Raw genomic sequence first — 22,351 nt, forward strand, 5'->3', positions numbered from 1 at the left:
GCAGTCGGTTGCCGGACCGGCGCACGCGGCGGCGTCTCCTACCGGACACTGCAGCGGTGGCCGGCCCCGGCCGGCCGGTGCCGGGCCACTGGACGGTGCGGGGCATCGTCGCCGACCTCGGCCCTGCGCTGGTCACCCTCGGCGTGGAGGACACCACGAAGTATCGGAAGTCCTTCGAGTCGGGGTACCGGCGTGAGGCCACCAAGCCGAACGAGACCTGGCAGGCGACCACACCGAGCTGGACATCTGGGTGATCGACGAGCGGGGCAGGCCGACCGCCATCGAAGACGACCACTCCCGCGCCGGCCTTCCGGCACGCGATCTGGCGCACAACCAAAAGAGCCGCCATACGAGATGTATTAGGCGTTGCATCAGATATCACATCTATTGACTTATCCCTCAAACATCCATGATCGTTCTCTCATGAATCCCCCTCCAGAAGGGGCGTCTCGCGCGAGTCAGACGTCCCGAAAGTTTCGTGCTCTCCGGCGCCGCAGCCTGATCTTCGTGGCACCTACTGCCCTGATAGGGGGATTGCTGGTCGCTACTCCTGCGGCGGCGCAGCCCGAGCCCGAGTCCGATGTGATCGTCCTCGCCGCCGATCAGCAGACGCAGATCGCGCGTCCCACGCTGGACGCGATCAAGGCCGACGCGACGCAGCGCGGTGTGCCCCTGGAGGCTGCCTTAGACGCATATCTCTCTGGTGCCCGCATGAGCCTTACCAGCGAACTCGAACCCGACGGGCCCGCGGATACGCCGGAGGTCAATGTCGACGACTTGACGGCGGGTGAGCTGGAGGACCTGCGGCTCATCGCCACCCAGGACGGGATCAGCTTCGAGGAGGCCGTCGCAGCGCACGGCTGGCAGGGTGCGTTCAACGACGTCGCGGACGAGATCGAGGCGAGCTACGGGACCGAGTTCTCCGGCGCGGCCCGCAGCCAGGATGGCAAGAGCGCATGGTTCGCGTTCAAAGGCGAAGTCCCCGAGGGGGCCGTCGCGCTGGCCAGAAAACTGCCGGTGGAAGTGAAACTGCAGGGCGGACGCGGATTCACGGAGGCCGACCTGGAACAGGCGAGCCTGACGGCGCGCGATCAGGTAGCGGCCAAGCCCGAGGTCGCCGGCGTGGCCACCTGGTACGACATCGAGACCGCGACCATCGGCGTCGGGGTGCAGCTGCAGCCCTCGATCGCGAGAGACGCTTCCGCCATCGAGCAGGTCACGCCTCCGCAGCCACAGATCCCGGGTGTCGGCCTGGCGGTATCGCTCATGGATGAGGTGACCGCCCCTGAGGACAAATACATTCGCGGTGGCGGGTTGTATTCGGGGTGCACCGCCGGTTTCAACCTGAAGTACAAATCCAGTAACACCAAGCGCCAAGGCACCGCCGGCCACTGCGCACGCGGGAGCGGTGGCGCGACCCAGGCGTACAGCAATCACAGCCAAGCAGGCGGCAGCACCACCATCAAACGAGTTTGGAAACACGAAGGCCGATACGGAGACCTGGCCTACTACACGACCGGTAGCAAGACCCCGACTCGCACGTTCTACCACAACTGGAACAAGACCCGGTATGCAACCGAACGAGGTGGCCGTCCACGACGGGGCACACGGATCTGTCACTTCGGAAAGACGAGCGGCGGGAGCTGCGCCAGCGTCGCCAACAGCGTCGTCAACGTCGGCGGGATAGAGGGAATGGTGCAGATGGACCGGAACGTCAGCGAGCCAGGCGACTCCGGAGGCCCGTGGTTCTACGGCGGCACTGCCTACGGCGTGCATTACGGCAAGGTCGGCGGCAAGTCGACATTCACTCCGACGCTGCGCTTCGACTCGGCTCGCGACTACCAGGTGTGGATCAAATAGCCGATCCTCCGCCGCCTTCCAGGAGTTGCCCGCGCGCATCTCGGTGATCAGTTCGGTCGATCCTGCGGGAACGCAGCCTTGGGCCGGCGGAGCGGATTTGTTTCCTATGAGTCATCTGTGCAGCGGAACGGTGGTGGTGCGTGGCGCCCGAAGCGCGCCACCACAAGGTGTCCGTGGCCGCCTCAGCGTAGAGCCCGGCCCCGGTGCTTCGTGCTCGTCGACGGGCTGATCGCCGCCCCGCGCGGCAGCCGCGGCTGGGTCCTGCGGGCCGAGCAGAGCGTGATGGACCTCTCCCGACTTCCTTTACAACGTAGATTTCCTTGGGACAGCGGGCTGTTCGTCGAGGCGTCCGCGTCTGCCTGGCGCACATAGCCAAGCGAGCTGTTCTAGCCGGGCAGGCCGTCGAGTGTGCGGATGAGGGCGGCGCGGCCCTCGCGCAGGGCACCGGCCAGGTCGGCTCCCGCCGGACCCTGCCAGAGCAGGCGCACAACGGTGGCCCCGCGCCGGACGATCAACGCGACGTGCGCCACAGAGTCCTGGTACGTCGGCTCACGAGGCAAATCCGGACGCCGCACGGCGAGGCTCTCCATCTCACCCATCCAACCGCCCCGTCCGAAGGGCTCCACTTTGAACGGGATCCGCACCGGCTCGGCCTCACCCTCGTACCCGCAGGGCGCGATGACGTCCTTGCCCGTGACGTCGTTCTTGAACTCGTCCTCCGGCGTCACCAGCAGCCGCCGCGCCCTCTCCGCACCCGCCGCGTCAGGCATGACGAGGACCTCCTCGCGCACGGTGACCCGTCCCGTCAGGACCCTGCCGGCCACGGGAACCGCAGCAGGCAGGTTCTTGTAGAACAGGTCGTACGTGCATGTCAGATCGGACCGATCATCCTCGCCGGTCCAGGGCGCGACGTCCGGCCCGTACGCCGAGGGCCGTGGCAGGGCCGCGGCCAGCGCTCCCAGGCCCGGCCGCGGGGACGGAACGGGCATGGGGCCATCCCAGCGGCCTCCGACGGCGGTCAGCGCGGACACGGACGCCGCGACACCCTGACCCACCCAGTGCGAGTCCTCGGTCTCGCCCTGCTCGATGGGCCACCACCACGACGCCTCGGCCAGGAACTGGCCGCGGGCGGCCACGATGTAGGCCTCGGTCGACACGTCCCCCATGTCCGGACTCCGCGCGGCCGTGTTCATGAGCTGCGTCCCACGCCAGCCCTCGCGGTCGAAGGGCAGCGTGACGGTGCTGTCGTTCTCGTCCGCGCACCGCCGCGCAGCGCGGCCCGCGAGATCCGCCAGCGGCCGCGACCGCTCCGGCGGGACGACCCAGAGCCTCAATGTCAGCGACCTCGGCAACTCGGCCACCCTCAACTCCGCACTGTAGGCGGGCACGCCCATCGGCGGCCTCAGACCGCTCTCCTCCTGGCACGCCAGCATCAGAGGCACGGCGGGCGACGTCGCGACTCGCTGCCCGTCGAGCAGGTGCCTGTCATCGACGTGGCGGCGCAGGCGCTCGGCGATGTCCTCGATCGTGGCAGCCGCGGCATACGGCGTGTCGAACGGCGGCGCGGCCGGCACCTGACCACCGTAAGTGGCCAGGAGCAGCGCCGCCCCCACGGCCATGGCAAGAGCGAGTGCGCGGCTTCTCACATGACCCACATGTGGTTCGACGCAACCCGGCACGCCATGGTTCGGCGCCTTCGACGCAGCCGTGGGCGCTGATGGAATCACGTTCCGGCGGGGAGACAGGCGGATCCTCACGCCCCTCCATGGAGCAGCGGCCCGGCAGACGACACGAAAGGTCACCTGTGCCGCTCCAGGGATTCGAACCCTGAACCTCCGCCTCCTGAAGACGGCGCCTCTGCCAGTTGGGCCAGAGCGGCTGGGCCCCGGGCTTGGCTGGCGTGGGCCGGCCCGGGGCGGGGGCCGGGTCCGGCCGGGGGGCGCCAATCCCGCCGGTCAGGCCGTGGCCCGCGGCCCTCTTCTTTCAGGGCCGCTGTCCGAGTGGCAGGATTCGAACCTGCGGTGCTCCTGCTCCCAAGGCAGGCGGGCTGACCAAACTGCCCCACACTCGGTCGTCAATAAATAAGCCGCCCCGGTGCACTCCGGGACGGCTTTCCGATAATCGGCTCGGTTATCCGGAAAGCCCTTGCCACAGGCGGGGGTAGCTCACTTCGCTGCCTTTCTTTCGTGCGGCTGGACAATGTCCACGGTAAAGGAATGATCGGCGGCCTTGCCACACATTTATTTCTGCGCGCGCGATTCCGGGGTCTCCACGCGGAAGTGGGGCAGGGACTCGGGGTAGTTGTCCCTGACGTGGTTGACCAGGAACTCGCGTACGTCGCACTTGAGGTCCCACGAGGACGGCGAGTCCGCGGCGCTCATCAGGGCGCGCAGTTCCACCAGGCCGTTCGGCAGCACGTCGGTGACCTGGAGCGTCCAGTCCTTCTGGTCCCACAGCGGGTTGCCCTGCAGGAACTCGTACAGCGCCTCCCGGAGTTTGGGCACCGGCACCGACCAGTCCACGCGCAGGAACACGACGGCGAGGACGCGGCTGCCGTGCCGGGTCCAGTTCTCGAACGGGTTCTGGGTGAAGTACGACACCGGCAGGACCAGGCGGCGCTCGTCCCACAGGCGCACGACGACGTAGGTGAGGGTCAGCTCCTCGATCCGGCCCCATTCGTTCTCCACGACGACCACGTCGTCGAGCCGGAGCGCGTCGCTGAAGGCCAGTTGGAGGCCGGCGAGGGCGTTGCCGATGGTGGGCTGGGCGGCGATGCCGACGATGGCGCCGGCGATGCCCGCCGAGGCCAGGATGCCCGCGCCGAGCGCGCGGACCTGCGGGAACGAGAAGAGCATCGCGCCGATCGCGATCACGACGATGACCGCGGCGGCGATGCGGCGGACCAGCCCGATCTGCGTCATGATCCGCCGCGCCCGGCGGTTGCGCTCCCCTTCGACCAGCACCAGCCGGTCGAGCACCACGTCCGTCAGCGCGTACGTGGCCTGCACGATCAGCCAGGTGACGGCGGCGATGGTGGCCAGGCCGAGCACCCGGTTGACGGTGGCCGCGACGGCCTTCGCGTCCGCGCTCGCGCCGAACATCCCCGGCGCGAACGCCAGGTTGAAGGCCGCCACGACCGCCACGGTGAAGGCGGACCACGTGCAGTGCTCCACCAGGTGCCGGGGGAACGCCCATTTGCGTCCGGCCCTGTTCAGCACCCTCCGGACCAGCTCAACCAGGAGGATCGAGCCGATCACCGAGATTACGAGAATCGGCCAGCCTGCTGGAGACTGCACGCCTATGCCCCCAATGTCTAGAAAGTCTCGTCAAAGGTCACATTGCCCTCAACTGCCACTTGATACGCAGAGACACGCCGTTCGAAGAAATTGGCCAGCTCCTGCACGTCCTGCAGCTCCATGAACGCGAAGGGGTTGGCCGAGCCGTACCTCGTGGGCAGGCCCAGCCTGGCCAGCCGCTGGTCGGCGACGTATTCCAGGTATTGGCGCATCTGTGCGACCCCCATGCCGGGCATGCCGTCCCCGCAGAGGTCCTCGGCGAAGGCCAGCTCGGCGGCCACGGCCTCCTCCACCATGAGGGTAACCTGTTTGCCCAGCTCATCGTCGAAAAGGTCGGGCTCCTCGGCCCGCACGGTCTCCACCACGCTGAAGGCGAACTCCATGTGCATGGACTCGTCGCGGAAGACCCAGTTCGTCCCGGTGGCCAGGCCGCCGAGCAGGCCCCGGGAGCGGAACCAGTAGACGTACGCGAAGGCCCCGTAGAAGAACAGGCCCTCGATGCAGGCGGCGAAGCAGATGAGGTTGAGCAGGAAACGCCGGCGGTCGTCCCGCGTCTCCAGGCGCTGCAGCTCGTTGATCGAGTCGATCCACTTGAAGCAGAATTCCGCCTTGTCGCGGATCGAGGGGATGTGGTCGATCGCGGCGAAGGCCTTCACCCTTTCGGCGGGATCCGGCAGGTACGTGTCCAGCAGCGTCAGATAGAACTGGACGTGCACGGCCTCCTCGAACAGCTGCCTGCTGAGATAGAGGCGCGCCTCGGGCGCGTTGACGTGCTGGTAGAGGTTGAGCACGAGGTTGTTGGCCACGATGGAGTCGCCGGTGGCGAAGAACGCGACCAGCCGGTTGATCAGGTGCCGCTCCTGCGGCGTCATCCTGGCCAGGTCGGCGAGGTCGGTGTGAAGGTCCACCTCCTCGACGGTCCACGTGTTGCGGATGGCCGCGCGGTAGCGCTCGTAGAAGTCCGGGTAGCGCATGGGCCGCAGCGTGAGGTCCATACCTGGGTCGAGCAGCACAACAGTCTCCTTACTGGCAGGCTTCGCAGGTCTCGGGGTTCTCCAGGGAGCAGGCGATCGCCTCTGCGGCGGCCTCCGTGGGGGCCGCCTGGACGGTGGTCTGGGCGATGCGGGTGGCGGGCCGGGAGCGCAGGTAGTACGTGGTCTTCAGGCCCCGCTTCCAGGCGTAGGCGTACATCGACGAGAGCTTGCCGATGGTCGGGCTGGCCATGAAGAGGTTCAGGGACTGGGACTGGTCGATGTACGGCTGGCGCGCGGCGGCCAGGTCGATCAGCGCCTTCTGCGGCAGCTCCCAGGCGGTGCGGTAGAGCACCTTGAGGTCGTCGGGGATGCCGGGGACCGTCTGGACCGAGCCGTCGGCCCGCTTGATGTCGTCCCGCAGCTGCTGCGTCCACAGCCCGCGCGCCTGCAGATCGGCCACCAGATACCGGTTGACCTGGAGGAACTCGCCCGACAGCGTCTCGCGCTTGAACACGTTGGACACCTGCGGCTCGATGCACTCGTAGCAGCCGGCGATGGAGGCGATCGTGGCGGTGGGCGCGACGGCGATCATGAGCGAGTTGCGCAGGCCGGTGCGGGCGACCTTCTCCCGCACGGCGTCCCAGCGCCGCGTGCTCGTGACGTAGTGGTCCGGGTGCAGCACTCCCCCGGCCGCCCGCGTCTCGGCGTACGACGGGTGCCGGCCGCGCTCGGCCGCCAGGTCGGCCGAGGTGTCGTACGCGGCCAGCGCGATCTCCTCGGCGATCCTGGTGGACAGCTCCAGCGCCTCGGGCGAGTCGAACGGCAGCCGCAGCGTGAAGAACACGTCGGCCAGGCCCATGACGCCGAGCCCGATGGGCCGCCAGCACTTGTTCGCCGCCTCGGCCTCGGGCGTCGGGTAGAAGCCCAGGTCGATGGTCCGGTCCAGGAAGCGCACGGCCGTTCGCACGGTGCCGCGCAGCCGGTCCCAGTCCAGGTCACCGGCCAGGTCACCGGCCAGGAGGTGGGCGGCCAGGTTGATCGAGCCGAGGTTGCAGACCGCGGTCTCGGCGTCGCTGGTGACCTCCAGGATCTCGGTGCACAGGTTCGACAGGTGGATGACGTTCCCGGGGCGGCCGGTCTGGTTGGAGGTGCGGTTGGCGGCGTCCTTGAAGGTCATCCAGCCGTTCCCGGTCTGGGCGAGCGTGCGCATCATCCGGCCGTACAGGGTCCTGGCCGGGATCTGCCGGACATGTCGCCCGGCGGCCTCGTACGCGCGGTACGCCCGCGTGAACGCGTCACCGTACAGGTCGGTGAGGTCGGGCACCTCCTTCGGGTCGAACAGCGACCAGACCTCGTCCGCCTCCACCCGGCGCATGAACTCGTCGGGCACCCAGTTCGCCAGGTTCAGGTTGTGGGTGCGGCGGGCGTCCTCGCCGGTGTTGTCGCGCAGCTCCAGGAACTCCTCGATGTCGGCGTGCCAGGTCTCCAGGTAGACGCAGGCCGCGCCCTTGCGCCGCCCGCCCTGGTTGACGGCCGCGACGGACGAGTCGAGCGTGCGCAGCCACGGGACGATGCCGTTGGAGTGGCCGTTGGTGCCCCGGATCAGGGAGCCGCGCGAGCGCACCCGGGTCCAGGCGATGCCGATGCCTCCGGCGTACTTCGACAGCCGCGCCACCTGCCCGTACCGGTCGTAGATCGCCTCCAGCTCGTCGCGCGGCGAGTCGAGCAGGAAGCACGACGACAGCTGCGGGCGGCGCGCGCCCGAGTTGAACAGCGTGGGCGAGCTGGGCAGGTACGACAGCGTGGACATGAGCGCGTAGAGCTCGGCGGCCTCCGCCACCGACTCCGACAGCCCGCAGGCCACGCGGAGGAAGAAGTGCTGCGGGCGCTCCAGCACCGCCCGCGTCTCGGGGTGGCGCAGCAGGTAGCGGTCATAGACGGTGCGCAACCCGAAATACTCGAACCGGTCGTCCGCCGCCACGGAGACCAGCGCGTCCAGCTCGGCGGCGTGCGCGGCGACGAACTCCGCCAGCCCGTCCTGGATCAGCCCGGCCGCGTGGGTGGCGGCGATGGACTCGGAGAACGTCCGCACCCCGTGCGCGGCGGCCTCGTCGGCGATCTCCTCGGCCAGGAGCCGGGCGGCGACCCGGGAGTTGGCCGGGTCGGTGATGACCCGGGCGGCGGCCTCCTCGATGGCCAGGCGGCGATCGACCTCGATGATCTGCGTCACGTGCTCTCTCCTCGCGAGCTCGTCCCCCGTGAGGGCGCGCGAGAGCACGGCGGCACGGATCATCCCCCGGCCGTTTCGCTCCCCGGCCCTCCCGCGAGGCCATGGTCACTTCGTGCCGGGCGGGCGGCCCGGGCACACCGCTGGCAGGTCTTCGGGCTCGCGGGCGCGCGCATCGCTCCTAATGGCCGTCGCTTCCCAGATCGCTCCAGTGCACCTGACGGCGGTCGTTCCCGCTCACCGCTGCGGGGCAGCCCCGGAATCACACCGGGTTCCCTTTTGCTCCGCCTCCGGAGAGGCGAACCAGCGACGAGCAGGATCCTACATCTAGTGGCCGTTCCCGCAACTACCCCAGCATGTTGTGGCCTTGGTGGTGCCGAGCAGACCGAGATCCCGCAGGACGGCGCGGGTGCGCTCGACCTCGGAGCCCAGCCACTGCTTGAAGTCGGCGCCGCTGAGCGGGATCGAGATCCAGCCCGCGGACCGGCAGGCCGCCTCCCAGTCGGCCGATCCGGTCACGTCCTCGCACATGCGGATGGCCGATTCGCGGCTCTCATCCGTCATGCGCTCGGGCCCGAAGGCCGCCGCCCAGTCCACGAAGTCGACCCGTACGCCGGACTCCAGCAGCGTCGGCGCGTCGAGGCCGGGCACCTGCCTGGCCGAGGACACCGCGAGCGCCTTGACCTGGCCGGCCTTGATGCTCGCGCGCCAGTCGGCCAGCGGGCCCGCGGCCGCCGCGGCCTTGCCGGACAGCAGCGCGGTGACGGCCTCCTGGCTGCTGGGGTAGCCGGTGTACTCGAGCTGGCGGGTGTCGGCGCCGAGCCCCCTGGCGATCAGGCCGAACAGCAGGTGGTCGGGCTCCCCCTGGGGCCCGCCCGCCAGCTGCGTCTGGCCCGGACTGGCGAGCAGGTGGGCGCCGAACGCCTCGAAGTCCCCGAACGGCGAGTGGACGGGCACGACCACGACCTCGACCTCGCCGGTGAGCCTGGACAGGGGGGTCGCGGTGTCGAGGAGGGTCTGGCCGTTGTTCAGCTCGGCGGCGGCCAGCGCGGGCAGCCCGCTCACCATGATCCTGGTGCCCGCGCCGGTCTCGTATCCGGCCGTCCGGGCCGCGCCGGCGAACGCCTGCCCGACGCGCTCCCAGCGGCGCCCCTGAGGGCCGATCGAGTATCGGGCGCGCAGGCCCGCCGCGCTCCCGGCGAAGCGCTCCGTCCCGCAGCCGGCCGCGCACGCGGCCAGGCCCAGCCCCCATGCGAAGAACCGCCGACGGCGCATGTGCCTCTCCCCCGAGCATCGCGAGTCATCGCTCACTCTAAGTTATCGACACAATACGCAGAGATACACATATCTCTCATAGTGGCTTTTTGCCGACCCCGGCCATCAGGGACGACGGCAGCGACCAGTCCCCCACCAGCTTGGGCCGGTCGGGACGCCAGTCGACGGCCTGTACCAGGCCCGGCGGCTCCAGCGGGAAGTCGCCGAAGAAGGCGCGGATCTCGGCGGGCGTGCGGTCGGTGCCGCCGCTCGGATCGTCCGAGGAGGCGCCCCGGTAGCGCTGCCCGTCCTCCAGACGGCCCATCGAGGTGGCGTGGGTGATCACCAGGTAGCTGCCCGGCGCCAGCCGCTCGCGCAGGGTCGCCAGAGCCTGCTGCGGCCGCGCCGAATCCGGCAGGAAGTGCAGGATCGACACGAGCAGCACCCCGACCGGCCGGCGCAGGTCCAGGAACCCGCCCGCTCCCGCCAGCACCGCGTCGGGATCCAGGAGGTCCGCCTCGACGAGCGCGGCCCTGCCCGAGTGTCCGAGCAGGGCCGTGGCGTGTGCTGCGACGACCGGATCGCGATCGACGTAGACGACCCGGGCCTCGGGCGCCACCTCGTGCGCGCTGCCCTGGGTCGGCAGCCCGCTGCCGAGGTCGAGGAACTGCCGTACCCCGGCGGCGGCCACGTAGCGCACGGCACGCTGGAGGAAGGCCCGGTTTGCGCGGGCCAGCGGGACCGCCTCCGGGATCAGCTCGGCGAGCTGCTCGATGGCCTGGCGGTCGACCGCGAAGTTGTCCTTCCCGCCGAGCATGTAATCGTACATGCGTGCGAGATTGGGCCTCTCAGCGTCGAACTGCCGCACGTATCGAATTTATGTCGTCCGCAGCAAGATAACGAGGTTTGAGGCCAAATTAGCCTGTTTATTCAACCGTGACGCTCTTGGCGAGATTGCGAGGCTTGTCCACATCCCGGCCGAGCGCCACCGCGGCATAGTACGCGAGCAGCTGAAGCGGGATCGTGAGCAGGATCGGGTCCAGCTCGATCTCGTTCTTGGGGATCACGATCACGTCGTCGGCCAGCTTGACGTCGGGCTCGCGGTGACCGACCATGAGCACCTGCCCGCCGCGCGCGCGGATCTCGCCCAGCGTGGTGAGGTTCTTGTCGAGCAGCTCGTCGTCGGGGACGATGGCGACCGTCGGCATGTCGGGGCCGATCAGCGCGAGCGGCCCGTGCTTGAGCTCGCTGGCCGGGTACGCCTCGGCGTGCACGTACGAGATCTCCTTGAGCTTCTGCGCACCCTCCCTGGCCACCGGGTAGCCGCGCACGCGGCCCACGAACATCATGCTCGGGTGCTTGGCGTACTTCTGCGCCAGCTCGGCGATCTTGTCGCTCTGGGTGAGGATCTCCTCGATCTGCCCCGGCAGCCTGCGCAGGCCGTCGACGATGCGCCGCCCGTCGGCGGGCGACAGGTCGCGCACCCGGCCCAGGTGCAGCGCGAGCAGCGCGAACGCCAGCGACGTCGAGGTGAACGCCTTGGTCGAGGCCACCGAGACCTCGGGACCCGCGTGCAGGTAGATGCCGCCGTCCACCTCGCGGGCGATGGCGCTGCCGACCGCGTTGACGATGCCGATGACGCGGCCGCCCTTGCGCTTGAGCTCCTGCACGGCGGCGAGCGTGTCGTACGTCTCGCCCGACTGGCTGATGGCGACGTAGAGCGTGTCGGGGTCGACGACCGGGTTGCGGTAGCGGAACTCGCTGGCGGGCTCGGCGTCGGACGGGATGCGGGCCAGCTCCTCGATGAGCTGCGCCCCGATCTGTCCCGAGTAGTACGCGGACCCGCAGCCGATGATCTTCACCCGGCGGAAGCCCCGCGTCTCGCGGGCGTCCATGTTGAGCCCGCCCAGGTGGGCCACGTGGAAGCGCTCGTCGAGCCGGCCGCTCATCGTACGGGTGATCGTCTCGGGCTGCTCGGAGATCTCCTTGAGCAGGTAGTGCTCGTAGCCGCCGGTGTCGTAGTGGCCGGCGTCCCAGTCGACGGTCAGCGGCTCCTTGGCGGTCTCGCGGGCGTCGCTGGCGAAGGTGTGGAAGCCGTCGGCCTTGAGCACGGCCAGCTCGCCGTCCTCCAGGTGCACGACCTGGCGCGTGTAGCGGACGAGCGCGGCCACGTCGGACGCGGCGAACATCTCCTTCTCGCCGATGCCCAGCACGATCGGGCTGCCGTTGCGCGCCACGACCACCTCGCCGGGGCGTTCGCGGTCGATGACCGCGATGCCGTACGTGCCGACGATGCTCTTGAGCGTCTTCCTGACCGCCTCCTCCAGGGAGTCGTTCTCGTCGGCGGCGCGCGCGATCAGGTGCGCGAGCACCTCGGTGTCCGTCTCGGAGGCGAACACCACGCCGTCGGCCTCCAGCTTCGCGCGCAGCTCGCCGGCGTTCTCGATGATGCCGTTGTGCACGACCGCGATGCGCTCGTCGGAGGAAAGGTGGGGATGGGCGTTCTCGTCACTCGGCACGCCGTGCGTGGCCCAGCGGGTGTGCCCGATGCCCAGGGTGCCCTTGAACCTGGCCGGCACGACCTTGGCCAGGTCCGCCACGCGGCCCTTGACCTTGCGTAGCTTGAGCCCCCGGTTGGACACCACGACCCCGGCCGAGTCGTACCCCCGGTACTCCAGACGCTGCAGGCCCTCCAGCAGGATGGGCGCCGCGTCCCGTGGGCCGACATAGGCCACGATTCCGCACATCGAGGTCTCCTCTTCATCCGTAGACGATCCTGCGCAGCTGCCGCAGGGACAGCTCCGGTGCCGCGACCCGCCGACCGCGTAATTCGGCGGCGATCCTGGGGAAGATCTCGTCGTTGGTGTGGCCGACCGTTTTCAGCTCGGCGTGCCGGCGGCGGACGTACTCCTCGACGGACTCGGAGAAGTACGACAGCACGTCGGCGATCACCTTCGCCGCCTCACCCGGGCCCAGCGGGCTCGTCTCGGTGAGGTGGACGATGAGGTCTTCGTAGGGATGTCGTGCCGGGGACACAGACGAGGACATTACGCATCTGGAACGAGACACTTCAACATCCTGCCCGAAATCGGGCAGGAATTAACTCGAACGCCTGTCTAGAGCAGGCTGCCGCGGCCCCAGCCCTTGCCGAAGCGCCACCAGGCGAAGGCGCCGGCGACGAGACCGAGCCCGACGAGGACGGCCGCGGGACGGACCGTGCCCGCGACGTCACCCCTGACGGCGGCCTGGAGCATGGTGGTCGCCCAGTATCCGGGCGAGATCGGCGCGATGGCCTGCGCCCAGGCGGGCATCATCGCGTACGGCACCAGCGCACCGCCCAGCGCGCTGACCGACAGCGCGGCGATGTTGCAGAGCGTGCTCAGCTCCCCCTGGCTGCGCACCACCCCGGCCAGGGCCGTGCCGACGCCGAGCAGCGTGAAGCACCACGCCGCCACGGCCAGGCCCAGGGCCGGCGGCCACGCCGTCCCGGCCGGCCGCAGCCCTACCGCGATCATCCCGTACGCGAGCAGCACGACCTGCTGGAGGACCAGCACGGCGAACACCGGCAGGGCCTTGCCGATCATGATCTCCGGGACGCGGGCCCTGGTGGCCTTGAGGCGGTCCCAGGTGTGCCAGGTGCGTTCGGCGAGGCCGGCCGTGGCCACGTCGGCCATCGACAGCACCGAGAACATGACCAGCAGTCCCGTCACGACCTGGGCGGGCTCGCGCAGCATCGACTTGAAGACGAGCATGAGGACCATGGGCATGACCAGGTAGCTGACCAGGTGGGCCGGGTCGCGCCGGCGCAGGAGCACGTTGTGCGCGGTCAGGACGGCGATGCGGTGCAACGTCTCACGCGGCATCTGCGGGCTCCTTGCGAAGATCCTTGTAGAGGTCGTCGAGCGACGGCTGGCGGATGTCGATGCCGCGCACCGGGCGGTCGAGATCGCGCAGCAGGTCGGCCAGGGTGGCGGTGGGGTCGGTGGTCGCGACCGTGATCTCGTCGTCGTCCAGGGTGACGCGGACCTCGCCCGGCAGCCCCTTGAGCAGCTCGGCGCCCGTGCCCCTGGCGATCACCCGCCCGCTCCGCGCGACGGCGATCGTGGCCTTCAGCTCGGTGAGCTCGGGGAGGTAGTGCGTGCAGTAGACGACCGCCGCGCCGCCGTCCGCCCTGCGGCGCACCGCCGCCAGGAGGGCGCTGCGGGTCTCGGGGTCGGCGCCCGCCGTGGGCTCGTCGAGCAGGAGCACGTCCGGGTCCGGCAGGAGGGCGGTGGCCGCCTGCGCGCGGCGCTGCTGGCCGCCGGAGAGCACGCTCACCCGCCGGTCGAGCACTCCGGTCAGCGCCAGCTCCTCCGCCACGGCTTCGACGGCCCCGGCCAGGGCGCGCCGCCGCAGCCCGGCCAGTCCGCCGAACAGCCGCAACGTCTCCCGTACGGTGACGCCGGGGTAGAGGGCGAGCTGCTGGGGCGCCATCCCCACCTCGCCCCGCACCACGACACGCCCGGCGTCCGGGCGTGTCAGCCCGGCGGCGATCTCGAAGAACGTCGTCTTGCCCGCGCCGTTGTGGCCGACCAGCCCGACGATCTCGCCCGGCTCCACCCGCAGGTCGAAGCCGTCCAGCGCGGCGACGTCGCCGTACCGCTTGACCAGCCCGGCCGCCTCCACCAGCCCGCCCATGCGTCCCCCTTCCCTCAGTCTACGACGTAGACTGCTCTACACTGTAGACTGGCGCGGTGCGGAAGCTCAAGACCTCCCGGCAGCCGGAAATCCTCGACGCGGCCCTCGCCATCGCCGACGAGCGCGGCCTCGAAGCCCTGTCCATGCGGGCCGTCGCCGAGCGGGTCGGGGTAACACCCATGGCCTTGTACGGATATTTCCGGAACAAGGATGAGCTGCTCGACGGCCTCGTCGGCCGCCTGCTCGACCGGCTCGCGCCCGGAGATCCCGGGCAGACCTGGCAGGAGCGCCTGGGCGCGGTCGCCTGGGCCACCCGGCGACTGGCCCGCGAGCACCCGTCGGTCTTCCCGCTCCTGCTGCTGCGCACCTCGGCGACGCCCGACGGGGTCCAGGTGGTCGACCAGCTCTACCAGGCGCTGCTCGACGCGGGCGTGCCGGAGGCCGACGTCCCCCGGATCGAGCGGCTGGTGAGCACGTTCGTGATGGGGTTCGCGCTCTCCGAGGTGAGCGGGCGCTTCTCCGACGCCTCCCGGGAGATCAGGCTCAGCCGCGGTGCCGACGCGCCCGCCCACCGCCGTTTGGCCGGGCATCTGACGCCTGATGACTGGGATGCCGAGTTCGCAGCCGATCTGGCGGATCTCATGCGTATCATCCGACCCGTCTGACCCATCCCTTTCTGGGAAAGGTTACGGTGAGTAGTCGTATCGTGACCTTCCTGGGGGAGATGTCATGCGCCTCTGGCTCGCCGCCGCCCTGACCGCCGGCACGTTCACCGCGCCCGCGGACATGCCCGCATCCGGCTCTGCCCCAGCGCGACCGCCCGGCCTCGCCCTCGCGAGCTCCGGCCACCGGACCGCCCCTGCCCTCACGGGCCCACCCGGCCTCTTCGCTTGGGGCGCGCCCGGCCGCCGGACCGGCGCCCTCCCTCCCGCGAACCCTTCCGGGCGGCAGGCCGAGTTCGCCGCGGCCGCCCGGGAGTTCGGGGTGCCGGAGAGCGTGCTGCTCGGCGTCTCGTACCTGGAGTCCCGCTGGGACGCGAACGGCGGGTCGCCGAGCACGGCGGGCGGCTACGGGCCGATGCACCTGGTGGACGCGTTCCCCGCCGACACGCTCAGCCCTTTGAGCGCCGCCGCCCCATCGGCCGGGGGTGGGCACGCGTGGCCGATCGGTGACGCGCTGGGCGACGCCCGGGGGGACGACGCCCGCCCGCTGCCCCGTACGTTCGCCGAAGCCCCTCCCGCCTCGGCGCCGAGCGCGGCGCCGCCGCCCGCCACGCTGCCCGAGGCCGGGCGCCTCATCGGCGCGGACCCCGCCCGGCTGCGCACCGATCCGGCCGCCAACATCAGGGGCGGCGCCGCCCTCCTGGCCTCGTACCAGGACCGCCCGAGCGGCAACCCGGCCGACTGGTACGCGGCCGTCGCCCGCTACTCGGGCGCGGAGAACGCGGCCGCGGCACGTGAGTTCGCCGACGAGGTGTTCTCGGTGATGCGGGAGGGGGCGCGGCGGCGTACCGACGACGGCCACCTGGTACGCCTCGAACCCGTGCCCAACCTCCCCCACCCCGTGGCCGCCACCGCCAAGGACCCCGCAACCGCCAAGGACTCCGCCGCCGCCCCGCCCGTGGTCAACGAGCAGACCGACAACGACCCACCGCCCCCGTACGACGACCAGTACGACACCTTCTTCGGGGAGGAAGCCGGGTCGGACGATCAGACCGACCCGGACGGGAACTGGACAGAGCCCGGAAATGTGGAGAAGACCGGAAGCGGCAGGCAGGTGGAGTGCCCCAGCTCGCTCTCCTGCGAATGGATACCCGCCGCCTACGAGCGCTTCGGCAGGAAGAAGAACCGGGACTACGGCAACCACGACCGTCTGAGCCGGTCCCGTTCCGTCGACTACATCGTCATTCACGACACGGAGGGCTCCTACCAGGGCATCCCGTCCTTGATCCGCAACCCGAGGTACGTGAGCTGGCACTACACGATCCGCTCCCGTGACGGACATGTCGCCCAGCACGTGGCGACCAACGACATCGCCTGGCACGCGGGCAACTGGGACGTCAACACCCGTTCGATAGGGATCGAGCACGAGGGCTACCTGGCCAAGGGCACCTGGTACACGGAGGCGATGTACCGTTCGTCGGCCAAGCTGGTCAGATACCTGGCCGGCAAGTACCGCATCCCGCTCAACCGGGCCCACATCCTCGGCCACGACAACGTCCCCGGCACCACCCCGAAGATGGTCGCGGGCATGCACGAGGACCCCGGACCGTACTGGGACTGGTCCCACTACTTCGACCTGCTGGGCAAGCCGCTCAAGGGGGTGCAGAGCGGTAACTCCATCATGATCCGGCCCTCGTACGACACGAACCGGCCCCGCTTCACCGGCTGCGTCGCCGTCAAGCCGGACAAGGCGTGCCCGGAGCACGGCGCCGCCACGGTCTGGCTGCACCAGGAGCCGCGCGAGTCGTCCCCTCTGGTCAACGACCAGGGCAAACATCCGGGCAAGCCCAGCACGTACAGCGTGTACGACCACAGCGCCCGCGCCTCCACCGGCCAGCGCTTCGCGGTGGCGGACCGGCAGGACGACTGGACGGCCATCTGGTACCTCGGCCAGAAGGCCTGGTTCCACAACCCGCCCTCCGACCCCACCGCCGTCCCCGCCAGGGGCCCGCTGGTGACTCCTCTCAGGCCGAGGACCAGGGTGTACGGCCGCGCGTTCCCCGAGCAGTCCGCCTACAAGCTGGCGTCGTACCAGCCGCTGGCCCCGCTCCAGTACAAGATCGGCCCCGGCCAGACGTACACGGTGGGCGACACGATCACCGGCTCCTACTACGCCGCGGGCGCCTTCAGCCCGGCCAAACACGTCACCACGACCGGACAAACCCGCTACTACCAGATCCAGCTCGGTCACCGGGTGATGTTCGTCATGGCCAAGGACGTGCGCCTGATCCGCTGAATTTCGCCCCGCGGGCCACTCAGTGCGCACGGGCACTCCGGGAAGACGATATGGTTTTCCCGTAGCCCGGCGCATGTCGCCAGGGGTTAACGCGGAAGTGGCTCAGTGGTAGAGCATCACCTTGCCAAGGTGAGGGTCGCGGGTTCGAATCCCGTCTTCCGCTCGGAGCAAGACTCCAGGGTGGAGTGGCCGAGAGGCGAGGCAGCGGCCTGCAAAGCCGTCTACACGGGTTCAAATCCCGTCTCCACCTCGGCGACCGGCGGACCCCTCGGGATCCGCTAAAGTAAAGGCAGCACCACGCGGAAGTGGCTCAGTGGTAGAGCATCACCTTGCCAAGGTGAGGGTCGCGGGTTCGAATCCCGTCTTCCGCTCTGAGTTTCTAACTCAATATGGACGATTAGCTCAGCGGGAGAGCGCTTCCCTGACACGGAAGAGGTCACTGGTTCAATCCCAGTATCGTCCACCATCATGAGAAAGCCCCGGGTGCGATCAGCATCCGGGGTTTCTTACTGCTCCGGGTACGCGCTGACTTCGATCCTGCGAGTCGATCAAATCGCGCCCGGGTCGACCGGCCTCGGCAGGGCCGGGGGTTCGCAACATGGCCCGGGTGCGCGATCGCGGACCGGCTGGAGACCGCGGTCGCCTCCAGCGGTCCGGCCGTCTGCCGCATGGCAAGGAGAGGCCATCCCGTCGCGGGCCGGCGGCCAACGCGTGTGGCGAACAGATGCGCCCGGCGCTGTTGGAGGCCCGCTCTGCCCGGGGCGGTTGGTGGTCAGCCATTGGGCCGAGCCTGGGCCACGTCCGCGCCGGCCCGGCTCAGCCGCCTGCCGCCCTCACCCTGAAGATGAGCTCCCGTCATAGACTCCCGCGGCCCAGGTTCCGGGCTTGGCGCCCAGGTCGGCGGCCAATTCCAGGGCGACGTCGTACCTGACCAGCTCCTGAGCCACGTACCTGCCGTCGCAGGTTCCCTTCCGCTTGTCGGCCACGGCGCAGCCGTCCAGTGACGCCTGTCCGATGAGTTCGGTGGGAGGGAAGACCCACACGCGGATGGACTGGCGCCCGGCCGACCATGTGGACGGGAGCGAACCCCGGTCGTAGGCGTGCCGAGCCATGCCGCCCTGGCACCGGCTGACCTGCCCCGCGCGGCTGCCCTCGACGGCCGTGACCACCCACGACTGCGGGTCCGCGCAGGTGACGACCACAGTGGTGGCATGGCTGGCCGGCTTGACCTTGATGTCCATTCCGGTCGCGGACATCGAGGTGAGCACAGCCCCGATCCTGGTCAGGCCATCGATACTGGCCGGCAGATCGGGCGCGCGCGACGGTGCCGCGGAATCCACGCTCGACGAGGTGACCGGAGCGGCAGGGGTCGTCGCCGTCCCGGGCAGCGTCCAGATCACCACGGTCGCGGCGGCCCCCGCCAGCGCCGCGCCCGCGCCCCATCGGGCAAGCCTGCCGCGCCTGCCCCTCCATACGATCTCGGCCACGTCCACGTCCCCTCCCGGTCCGTACGCCGTGCGCTCGGCGAGCAGCTCGCGCAGGTCGTCTTCGGTATGGTTCATTGCTCCACCTCCATCAGCTCGATCGCCGGTTGCACCCGCAGCCGCGCCAGCGCCCGCCCCAGCTGCGTCTTGACCGTGCCCAGCGAGCAGCCGAGCACGTCGGCGCACTGCGGCAGTGTCAGGTCCTCGAAGTAGTGCAGGACGATGACCGCGCGCTGCCGGTCCGACAACCCCCTGATCGCCGTCCAGAGCGCGTCCTTCTCGCCGACCTCGCCGGCGAAGTCGCCGCGGGCGGTCGTGTCGGGAAGCGACTCCGTGGGCACTTCGCCGCGCCATCGTCTGCGCCACCAGGAGGCGTGCGTGTTGGTCAAGATGCGATAGACGTACGGGTCGGGATCGCCCTCGATGCGCCGCCACACCTGCCAGGCCCTGGCCAGCGTCGTCTGCACCAGGTCCTCGGCCGTGCCCCAGTCACCCGTGAGCACATAGGCGGTACGTCGCAGCCGCCCCGACCGGGCTGTCACATACTCAGCGAATCCTTCCATCACCGATCACTACTCGCCGGGGAGCCCGAACCGGATGACAGCCGCCCCAGGGATTTCTCACCGTGCCTGCGCCATCGCCGTACGGTGGCGACATGCCAGGGGCCGTGACGGTGATTGCCATGTGGCGATGGCAAGGCGTACCGGCGAAACTCACCGCCGCTCCCCGGGCACCCCTGCCGCGATGAGTTCCGGCCTGGCCGCGGGTCTGTTCTGGTGACCGTCGTTGGGCGTCTTACGACGCTGCCCGGCACGAGATACCACGGAGGACCTCATGACGACCACGCCGAGTGACCCGACCACCGCGCTGCCCGGCCGCCCGCCCATCGTCGACCTGGCCACCTGGCAGGCTGCCCGGGACGAGCTTCTGGTCCGCGAGAAGGCCCACACCCGCGAGGGCGACGCCATCGCCGCGGCCCGCCGCCGGCTGCCGATGGTGGAGTTCGACGGGACGGTCGAGGTCGTCGGACCCGACGGCCCGGTCCCGTTCCTGGACCTGTTCCAGGGCCGCGACGAGCTCGTGGTCTACAAGCACATGTGGTACGACGGCGCGCCGCACCAGGGGCAGTGCGAGGGCTGCACCACCACGGCCTGGCACCTGAAGGACGCCGTCTACCTCAACGCCCGCGGCGTCTCGTTCGCCATCCTGACCACGGGCCGCTGGGACGAGGTGGCCTCCTACGTCGAGTTCATGGGCTACACCCAGCCCTGGTACTCGGTGCGCGGTGTGGAGGAGCCGGTCGGCGGCAGCATGGGTTACCTCACCTGCTTCCTGCGCGACGGCGACCGCGTGTTCCTCACCTACTCCACGACGGGCCGTGGCAACGAGCGGGTCAGTGGGTCCTTGGGCCTGCTCGACATGACGCCCTATGGCCGCAGCGAGGCGTGGGAGGACAACCCCGAGGGCCGGCCCGAGGGGCGCAGCCCGTCCTGGAGCTGGCGCTCGGACGCGGACGGGAACGCCGTCTGGGGCCCGACCAGCCGCCCCGTGCCGCAGTGGACCCGCCCCGGCGCGACCCCCGCGCAGACCCTCGGCCGGCACGACCACCACCACTGACAGGCCTTCGTCGCCGGCGTCGGCGTCAGGTGCCGGGCGGAACCTCCGGGCGGTGCGAGTCCCAGCCCGCGCGCTCGGTCGATGGGGGGCGCCCGGAAGGTGAAGGACTCCTGCGGCGGCGCAGGAGTTTCACCTGTTCGCGGTAAGTCATACGTGGGAGCAGCCGTTGCCGGTCGGGGCCAGTGTGGCCAGATAACCTCGGAAAACCACGGTCATCTCCCCGTTCCGGAACACCTCCGCAAGCGTGCGGTGACACCAGTCGCGCGCCTGCTCGGCGCTGTCGTCCCCGCGTCCGATGGCGCTGTCGACGTTGACCTCGCCCAACACATAACGGAGGTAGTCGTCGAGTGACATCTGTAGCGGGATCTCAATGTCGGCGTAATCGAGCAGGCGCAACCCCGTCCCCTCCAGACGCAACTCCTGTGCGACCAGCGGCCGCCATCCGGATACTGATGGAAACCGCTGCTGGAACGACTTGAACCACGTCGCCAATGCGTCGCCTGTCCGCGAATACCGGCCTTGCGAGAAGTCGTACAGAAGAAAGGTTCCGTCTGGAGTCAGTACGCGGGCCACCTCGGCAAGGGCCGACGAAAGATCGGTGTAGTTCAGCGAGCCGGCGGCGACGACCAGGTCGAACGACGCCGCGGCGAATGGCAGCCCTTCCGCTGCGCCGATGACGAATCGAGCGGACGGCGCGACGGATCGTCGGTGCGCAAGCATCGCCGGGACCGGCTCCAAGCCGATCACATACTCGGCCAATGGTGCGAGCGCGGCAGTGGACACGCCGGCACCGCATCCGATATCCAGTGCTCGCCCGACCGGGCGCTTCAGGCGAGCCGACTTGAGAATCTGCTGATGCACCGGAGGCCGGTCGAAGGCATAGCTTGCGGCCAGCCGTTCGCTGTCATAGATGCTCTTCATGGCTCCTCCGAGATCGGCATCGGATACGCAAAGGACCACGCCGCATGCCTTTGAACACGTGGCTGCGGCTGAGCGGTGCTTACCCCCGGACGCCCTGATCTTCCGAGAACGCCGGACAGTACTGCCAGACGAATTCCAGCCACGGCGGAGCCACCCCCGTGAAGTGCGCCCAGCTACCCGGTTCCGCACCGGGATAATCACCTCTGACCTCGGAAAGGAACGTCAGCGTGAAGCCTTCCCGGATCAGGCTGTTGACTATCCGGCTCAGCGTCTGCCTGTACTCCCTGGGTTCGCGGATGCGACGGCCGTCCTGCTCGCGGTCGTAGACCCAGGCCTGGTCGGGATAGCTGGTCGCGGCCTCGTCCGTGTAGGAGTGCTTCAGCGTGTAGCCCTCCCCGTTCCACGAGTGGTGAGTGAGCCCGGAGAAGAATGGGTTCGCGCACATCAGGTAGTAACAGCCGCCTTCGTCGACGACTCTCGCGACCTCGCGGAAGACGATCCGGGAGTCCGGGACGAAGGTCAGCGAGTACGGATGCCAGACCAGATCGAACGAGGAGTCGTCGAGGGCCGACAGGTCCCGCATGTCCCCTTGGATCGTACGGATGCCGACGCCGTAATGCTCGGCGGCCAAGCGGTCCCGCTCCAACTGCCCGGACGAGATGTCGAGAACCGTCACGTCGGCTCCGAGCAGAGCGAAGGCCGCCGACTGCTGCCCGCCTCCTCCCGCCAGGCAGAGCACCTTCCGGCCTGCCAGGTCGCCGGCGATGCCCAGCCTCTCCAGGCCCAAATAGACCTGGGCCTTCTCCGCGTCCAGGTCGAGCATGGGACGGGTGAACAACGCGTCCGCCTCCACAAGGGCTTCCCAGCGGTCCTCGTTGTAGTGGTAGACCTCGTCCTGCACGGCAGACACCCTATCCGTCGCCTAACGGCCGGGACGAACCATATTCGGCCGGGCCTTGCTTACGGACCCGACCGGAAGGCCGAACCGGGCACCAAAAATGATCTCCTTTCGGACGCGATGAGCGCCGGATGGAATTTCTCCTCGGAGACCGAGATGGGCACGTCCAGGCGTGTCCTTGAGCC

General features: G+C 69.5%; 19 protein-coding genes, 6 tRNA genes and 1 riboswitch. Of the genes, 9 read left to right on the forward strand and 16 right to left on the reverse strand.

The window, feature by feature from the left end; genetic code table 11:
- The first annotated feature begins 56 nt into the window (after positions 1-56).
- Together AB0J87_RS13795 and AB0J87_RS13800 are read left to right on the forward strand one after the other, a co-directional pair.
- Positions 57-254: a hypothetical protein gene (locus AB0J87_RS13795; RefSeq protein ID WP_363965185.1), complete on the forward strand. Its 198-nt coding sequence runs from the start codon at positions 57-59 to the stop codon at positions 252-254.
- Between the two features lie 253 nt (positions 255-507).
- Positions 508-1,860: a hypothetical protein gene (locus AB0J87_RS13800; protein WP_363965187.1), complete on the forward strand. Its 1,353-nt coding sequence runs from the start codon at positions 508-510 to the stop codon at positions 1,858-1,860.
- 386 nt (positions 1,861-2,246) lie between these two features.
- On the opposite strand, the gene AB0J87_RS13805 is transcribed toward AB0J87_RS13800, so the two are convergent.
- The 12 genes from AB0J87_RS13805 to AB0J87_RS13860 all read right to left on the reverse strand — a co-directional run bounded on the left by AB0J87_RS13805 (position 2,247) and on the right by AB0J87_RS13860 (position 14,288).
- Entirely contained in the window at positions 2,247-3,506 is a 1,260-nt protein-coding gene (locus AB0J87_RS13805) for a hypothetical protein (RefSeq protein ID WP_363965189.1), read from the reverse strand.
- Positions 3,507-3,665: 159 nt separating this feature from the next.
- A tRNA-Leu gene (locus AB0J87_RS13810) sits at positions 3,666-3,739 on the reverse strand.
- A gap of 116 nt (positions 3,740-3,855) precedes the next feature.
- Positions 3,856-3,931: transfer RNA gene (locus AB0J87_RS13815), tRNA-Pro, on the reverse strand.
- Between the two features lie 169 nt (positions 3,932-4,100).
- Positions 4,101-5,117, reverse strand: a complete 1,017-nt coding sequence (locus tag AB0J87_RS13820) for a mechanosensitive ion channel domain-containing protein (RefSeq protein WP_363965191.1) — start codon at positions 5,115-5,117, stop codon at positions 4,101-4,103.
- Between the two features lie 56 nt (positions 5,118-5,173).
- Positions 5,174-6,169 carry a ribonucleotide-diphosphate reductase subunit beta gene (locus AB0J87_RS13825; protein ID WP_363965193.1) on the reverse strand — a complete coding sequence of 332 codons (996 nt, stop codon included), beginning with the start codon at positions 6,167-6,169 and terminating at the stop codon, positions 5,174-5,176.
- Positions 6,170-6,179: 10 nt separating this feature from the next.
- The gene (locus AB0J87_RS13830; RefSeq protein WP_363965194.1) at positions 6,180-8,360 is read right to left on the reverse strand and encodes a ribonucleoside-diphosphate reductase subunit alpha; all 2,181 of its coding nucleotides are present in this window, start codon (positions 8,358-8,360) and stop codon (positions 6,180-6,182) included.
- Between the two features lie 124 nt (positions 8,361-8,484).
- Positions 8,485-8,680: riboswitch (cobalamin riboswitch) on the reverse strand.
- Between the two features lie 4 nt (positions 8,681-8,684).
- On the reverse strand, positions 8,685-9,632 hold the full coding sequence (locus AB0J87_RS13835) for a tripartite tricarboxylate transporter substrate-binding protein (RefSeq protein ID WP_363965196.1): 948 nt from the start codon (positions 9,630-9,632) through the stop codon (positions 8,685-8,687).
- Between the two features lie 76 nt (positions 9,633-9,708).
- The gene (locus tag AB0J87_RS13840; protein ID WP_363965197.1) at positions 9,709-10,479 is read right to left on the reverse strand and encodes an SAM-dependent methyltransferase; all 771 of its coding nucleotides are present in this window, start codon (positions 10,477-10,479) and stop codon (positions 9,709-9,711) included.
- A gap of 58 nt (positions 10,480-10,537) precedes the next feature.
- Positions 10,538-12,358: a glutamine--fructose-6-phosphate transaminase (isomerizing) gene (gene glmS / locus AB0J87_RS13845; protein WP_350722052.1), complete on the reverse strand. Its 1,821-nt coding sequence runs from the start codon at positions 12,356-12,358 to the stop codon at positions 10,538-10,540.
- Between the two features lie 13 nt (positions 12,359-12,371).
- On the reverse strand, positions 12,372-12,659 hold the full coding sequence (locus AB0J87_RS13850; RefSeq protein ID WP_350722054.1) for a hypothetical protein: 288 nt from the start codon (positions 12,657-12,659) through the stop codon (positions 12,372-12,374).
- A 68-nt stretch (positions 12,660-12,727) separates the two neighbouring features.
- Entirely contained in the window at positions 12,728-13,474 is a 747-nt protein-coding gene (locus AB0J87_RS13855; protein WP_363965200.1) for an ABC transporter permease, read from the reverse strand.
- Positions 13,464-14,288 (reverse strand): ABC transporter ATP-binding protein, encoded by an 825-nt coding sequence (locus AB0J87_RS13860; RefSeq protein WP_363965202.1) that lies wholly within the window; start codon positions 14,286-14,288, stop codon positions 13,464-13,466. The genes AB0J87_RS13855 and AB0J87_RS13860 overlap by 11 nt, the downstream gene beginning before the upstream one ends.
- A gap of 56 nt (positions 14,289-14,344) precedes the next feature.
- Here AB0J87_RS13860 and AB0J87_RS13865 point away from each other — a divergent pair, with 56 nt between their 5' ends.
- The 6 genes from AB0J87_RS13865 (at position 14,345) to AB0J87_RS13890 (ending at position 17,712) form a co-directional block, all read left to right on the forward strand.
- Positions 14,345-14,953, forward strand: coding sequence for a TetR/AcrR family transcriptional regulator (locus AB0J87_RS13865; RefSeq protein WP_350722060.1), 609 nt, complete (start codon positions 14,345-14,347; stop codon positions 14,951-14,953).
- Positions 14,954-15,017: 64 nt separating this feature from the next.
- On the forward strand, positions 15,018-17,246 hold the full coding sequence (locus tag AB0J87_RS13870) for an N-acetylmuramoyl-L-alanine amidase (RefSeq protein ID WP_363965204.1): 2,229 nt from the start codon (positions 15,018-15,020) through the stop codon (positions 17,244-17,246).
- A 91-nt stretch (positions 17,247-17,337) separates the two neighbouring features.
- Positions 17,338-17,409, forward strand: a tRNA-Gly gene (locus tag AB0J87_RS13875).
- A 16-nt stretch (positions 17,410-17,425) separates the two neighbouring features.
- A tRNA-Cys gene (locus AB0J87_RS13880) sits at positions 17,426-17,496 on the forward strand.
- A 49-nt stretch (positions 17,497-17,545) separates the two neighbouring features.
- A tRNA-Gly gene (locus AB0J87_RS13885) sits at positions 17,546-17,617 on the forward strand.
- Positions 17,618-17,637: 20 nt separating this feature from the next.
- A tRNA-Val gene (locus AB0J87_RS13890) sits at positions 17,638-17,712 on the forward strand.
- 367 nt (positions 17,713-18,079) lie between these two features.
- On the opposite strand, the gene AB0J87_RS13895 is transcribed toward AB0J87_RS13890, so the two are convergent.
- Entirely contained in the window at positions 18,080-18,808 is a 729-nt protein-coding gene (locus AB0J87_RS13895; RefSeq protein WP_363965206.1) for a hypothetical protein, read from the reverse strand.
- Complete coding sequence (locus tag AB0J87_RS13900; protein ID WP_363965208.1) at positions 18,805-19,293, reverse strand: SigE family RNA polymerase sigma factor; 489 nt, start codon at positions 19,291-19,293, stop codon at positions 18,805-18,807. The genes AB0J87_RS13895 and AB0J87_RS13900 overlap by 4 nt, the downstream gene beginning before the upstream one ends.
- A gap of 271 nt (positions 19,294-19,564) precedes the next feature.
- On the opposite strand from AB0J87_RS13900, the gene AB0J87_RS13905 reads away from it, so the two are divergent.
- Complete coding sequence (locus AB0J87_RS13905; RefSeq protein WP_363965210.1) at positions 19,565-20,347, forward strand: DUF899 domain-containing protein; 783 nt, start codon at positions 19,565-19,567, stop codon at positions 20,345-20,347.
- 147 nt (positions 20,348-20,494) lie between these two features.
- Here AB0J87_RS13905 and AB0J87_RS13910 read toward each other — a convergent pair whose 3' ends face one another.
- Both AB0J87_RS13910 and AB0J87_RS13915 read right to left on the reverse strand, forming a co-directional pair.
- A complete protein-coding gene (locus AB0J87_RS13910) occupies positions 20,495-21,268 on the reverse strand; it encodes a methyltransferase domain-containing protein (protein WP_363965212.1) in 774 nt (257 codons plus the stop codon).
- 79 nt (positions 21,269-21,347) lie between these two features.
- Entirely contained in the window at positions 21,348-22,169 is an 822-nt protein-coding gene (locus AB0J87_RS13915; RefSeq protein WP_363965214.1) for a class I SAM-dependent methyltransferase, read from the reverse strand.
- Between the last annotated feature and the right edge of the window lie 182 nt (positions 22,170-22,351).

This window comes from Nonomuraea sp. NPDC049625, assembly GCF_040675285.1.
GTDB lineage: Bacteria > Actinomycetota > Actinomycetes > Streptosporangiales > Streptosporangiaceae > Nonomuraea > Nonomuraea angiospora_A.

What these genes read in the sequence shown, in the direction of transcription:
- AB0J87_RS13905 (WP_363965210.1), top strand. Translation starts at nt 19,565, where the DNA reads ATGACGACCACGCCGAGTGACCCGACCACCGCGCTGCCCGGCCGCCCG.
- AB0J87_RS13900 (WP_363965208.1), bottom strand. Translation starts at nt 19,293, where the DNA reads ATGGAAGGATTCGCTGAGTATGTGACAGCCCGGTCGGGGCGGCTGCGA.
- AB0J87_RS13850 (WP_350722054.1), bottom strand. Translation starts at nt 12,659, where the DNA reads ATGTCCTCGTCTGTGTCCCCGGCACGACATCCCTACGAAGACCTCATC.
- AB0J87_RS13910 (WP_363965212.1), bottom strand. Translation starts at nt 21,268, where the DNA reads ATGAAGAGCATCTATGACAGCGAACGGCTGGCCGCAAGCTATGCCTTC.
- AB0J87_RS13895 (WP_363965206.1), bottom strand. Translation starts at nt 18,808, where the DNA reads ATGAACCATACCGAAGACGACCTGCGCGAGCTGCTCGCCGAGCGCACG.
- glmS (WP_350722052.1), bottom strand. Translation starts at nt 12,358, where the DNA reads ATGTGCGGAATCGTGGCCTATGTCGGCCCACGGGACGCGGCGCCCATC.
- AB0J87_RS13860 (WP_363965202.1), bottom strand. Translation starts at nt 14,288, where the DNA reads ATGGGCGGGCTGGTGGAGGCGGCCGGGCTGGTCAAGCGGTACGGCGAC.
- AB0J87_RS13855 (WP_363965200.1), bottom strand. Translation starts at nt 13,474, where the DNA reads ATGCCGCGTGAGACGTTGCACCGCATCGCCGTCCTGACCGCGCACAAC.
- AB0J87_RS13870 (WP_363965204.1), top strand. Translation starts at nt 15,018, where the DNA reads ATGCGCCTCTGGCTCGCCGCCGCCCTGACCGCCGGCACGTTCACCGCG.
- AB0J87_RS13835 (WP_363965196.1), bottom strand. Translation starts at nt 9,632, where the DNA reads ATGCGCCGTCGGCGGTTCTTCGCATGGGGGCTGGGCCTGGCCGCGTGC.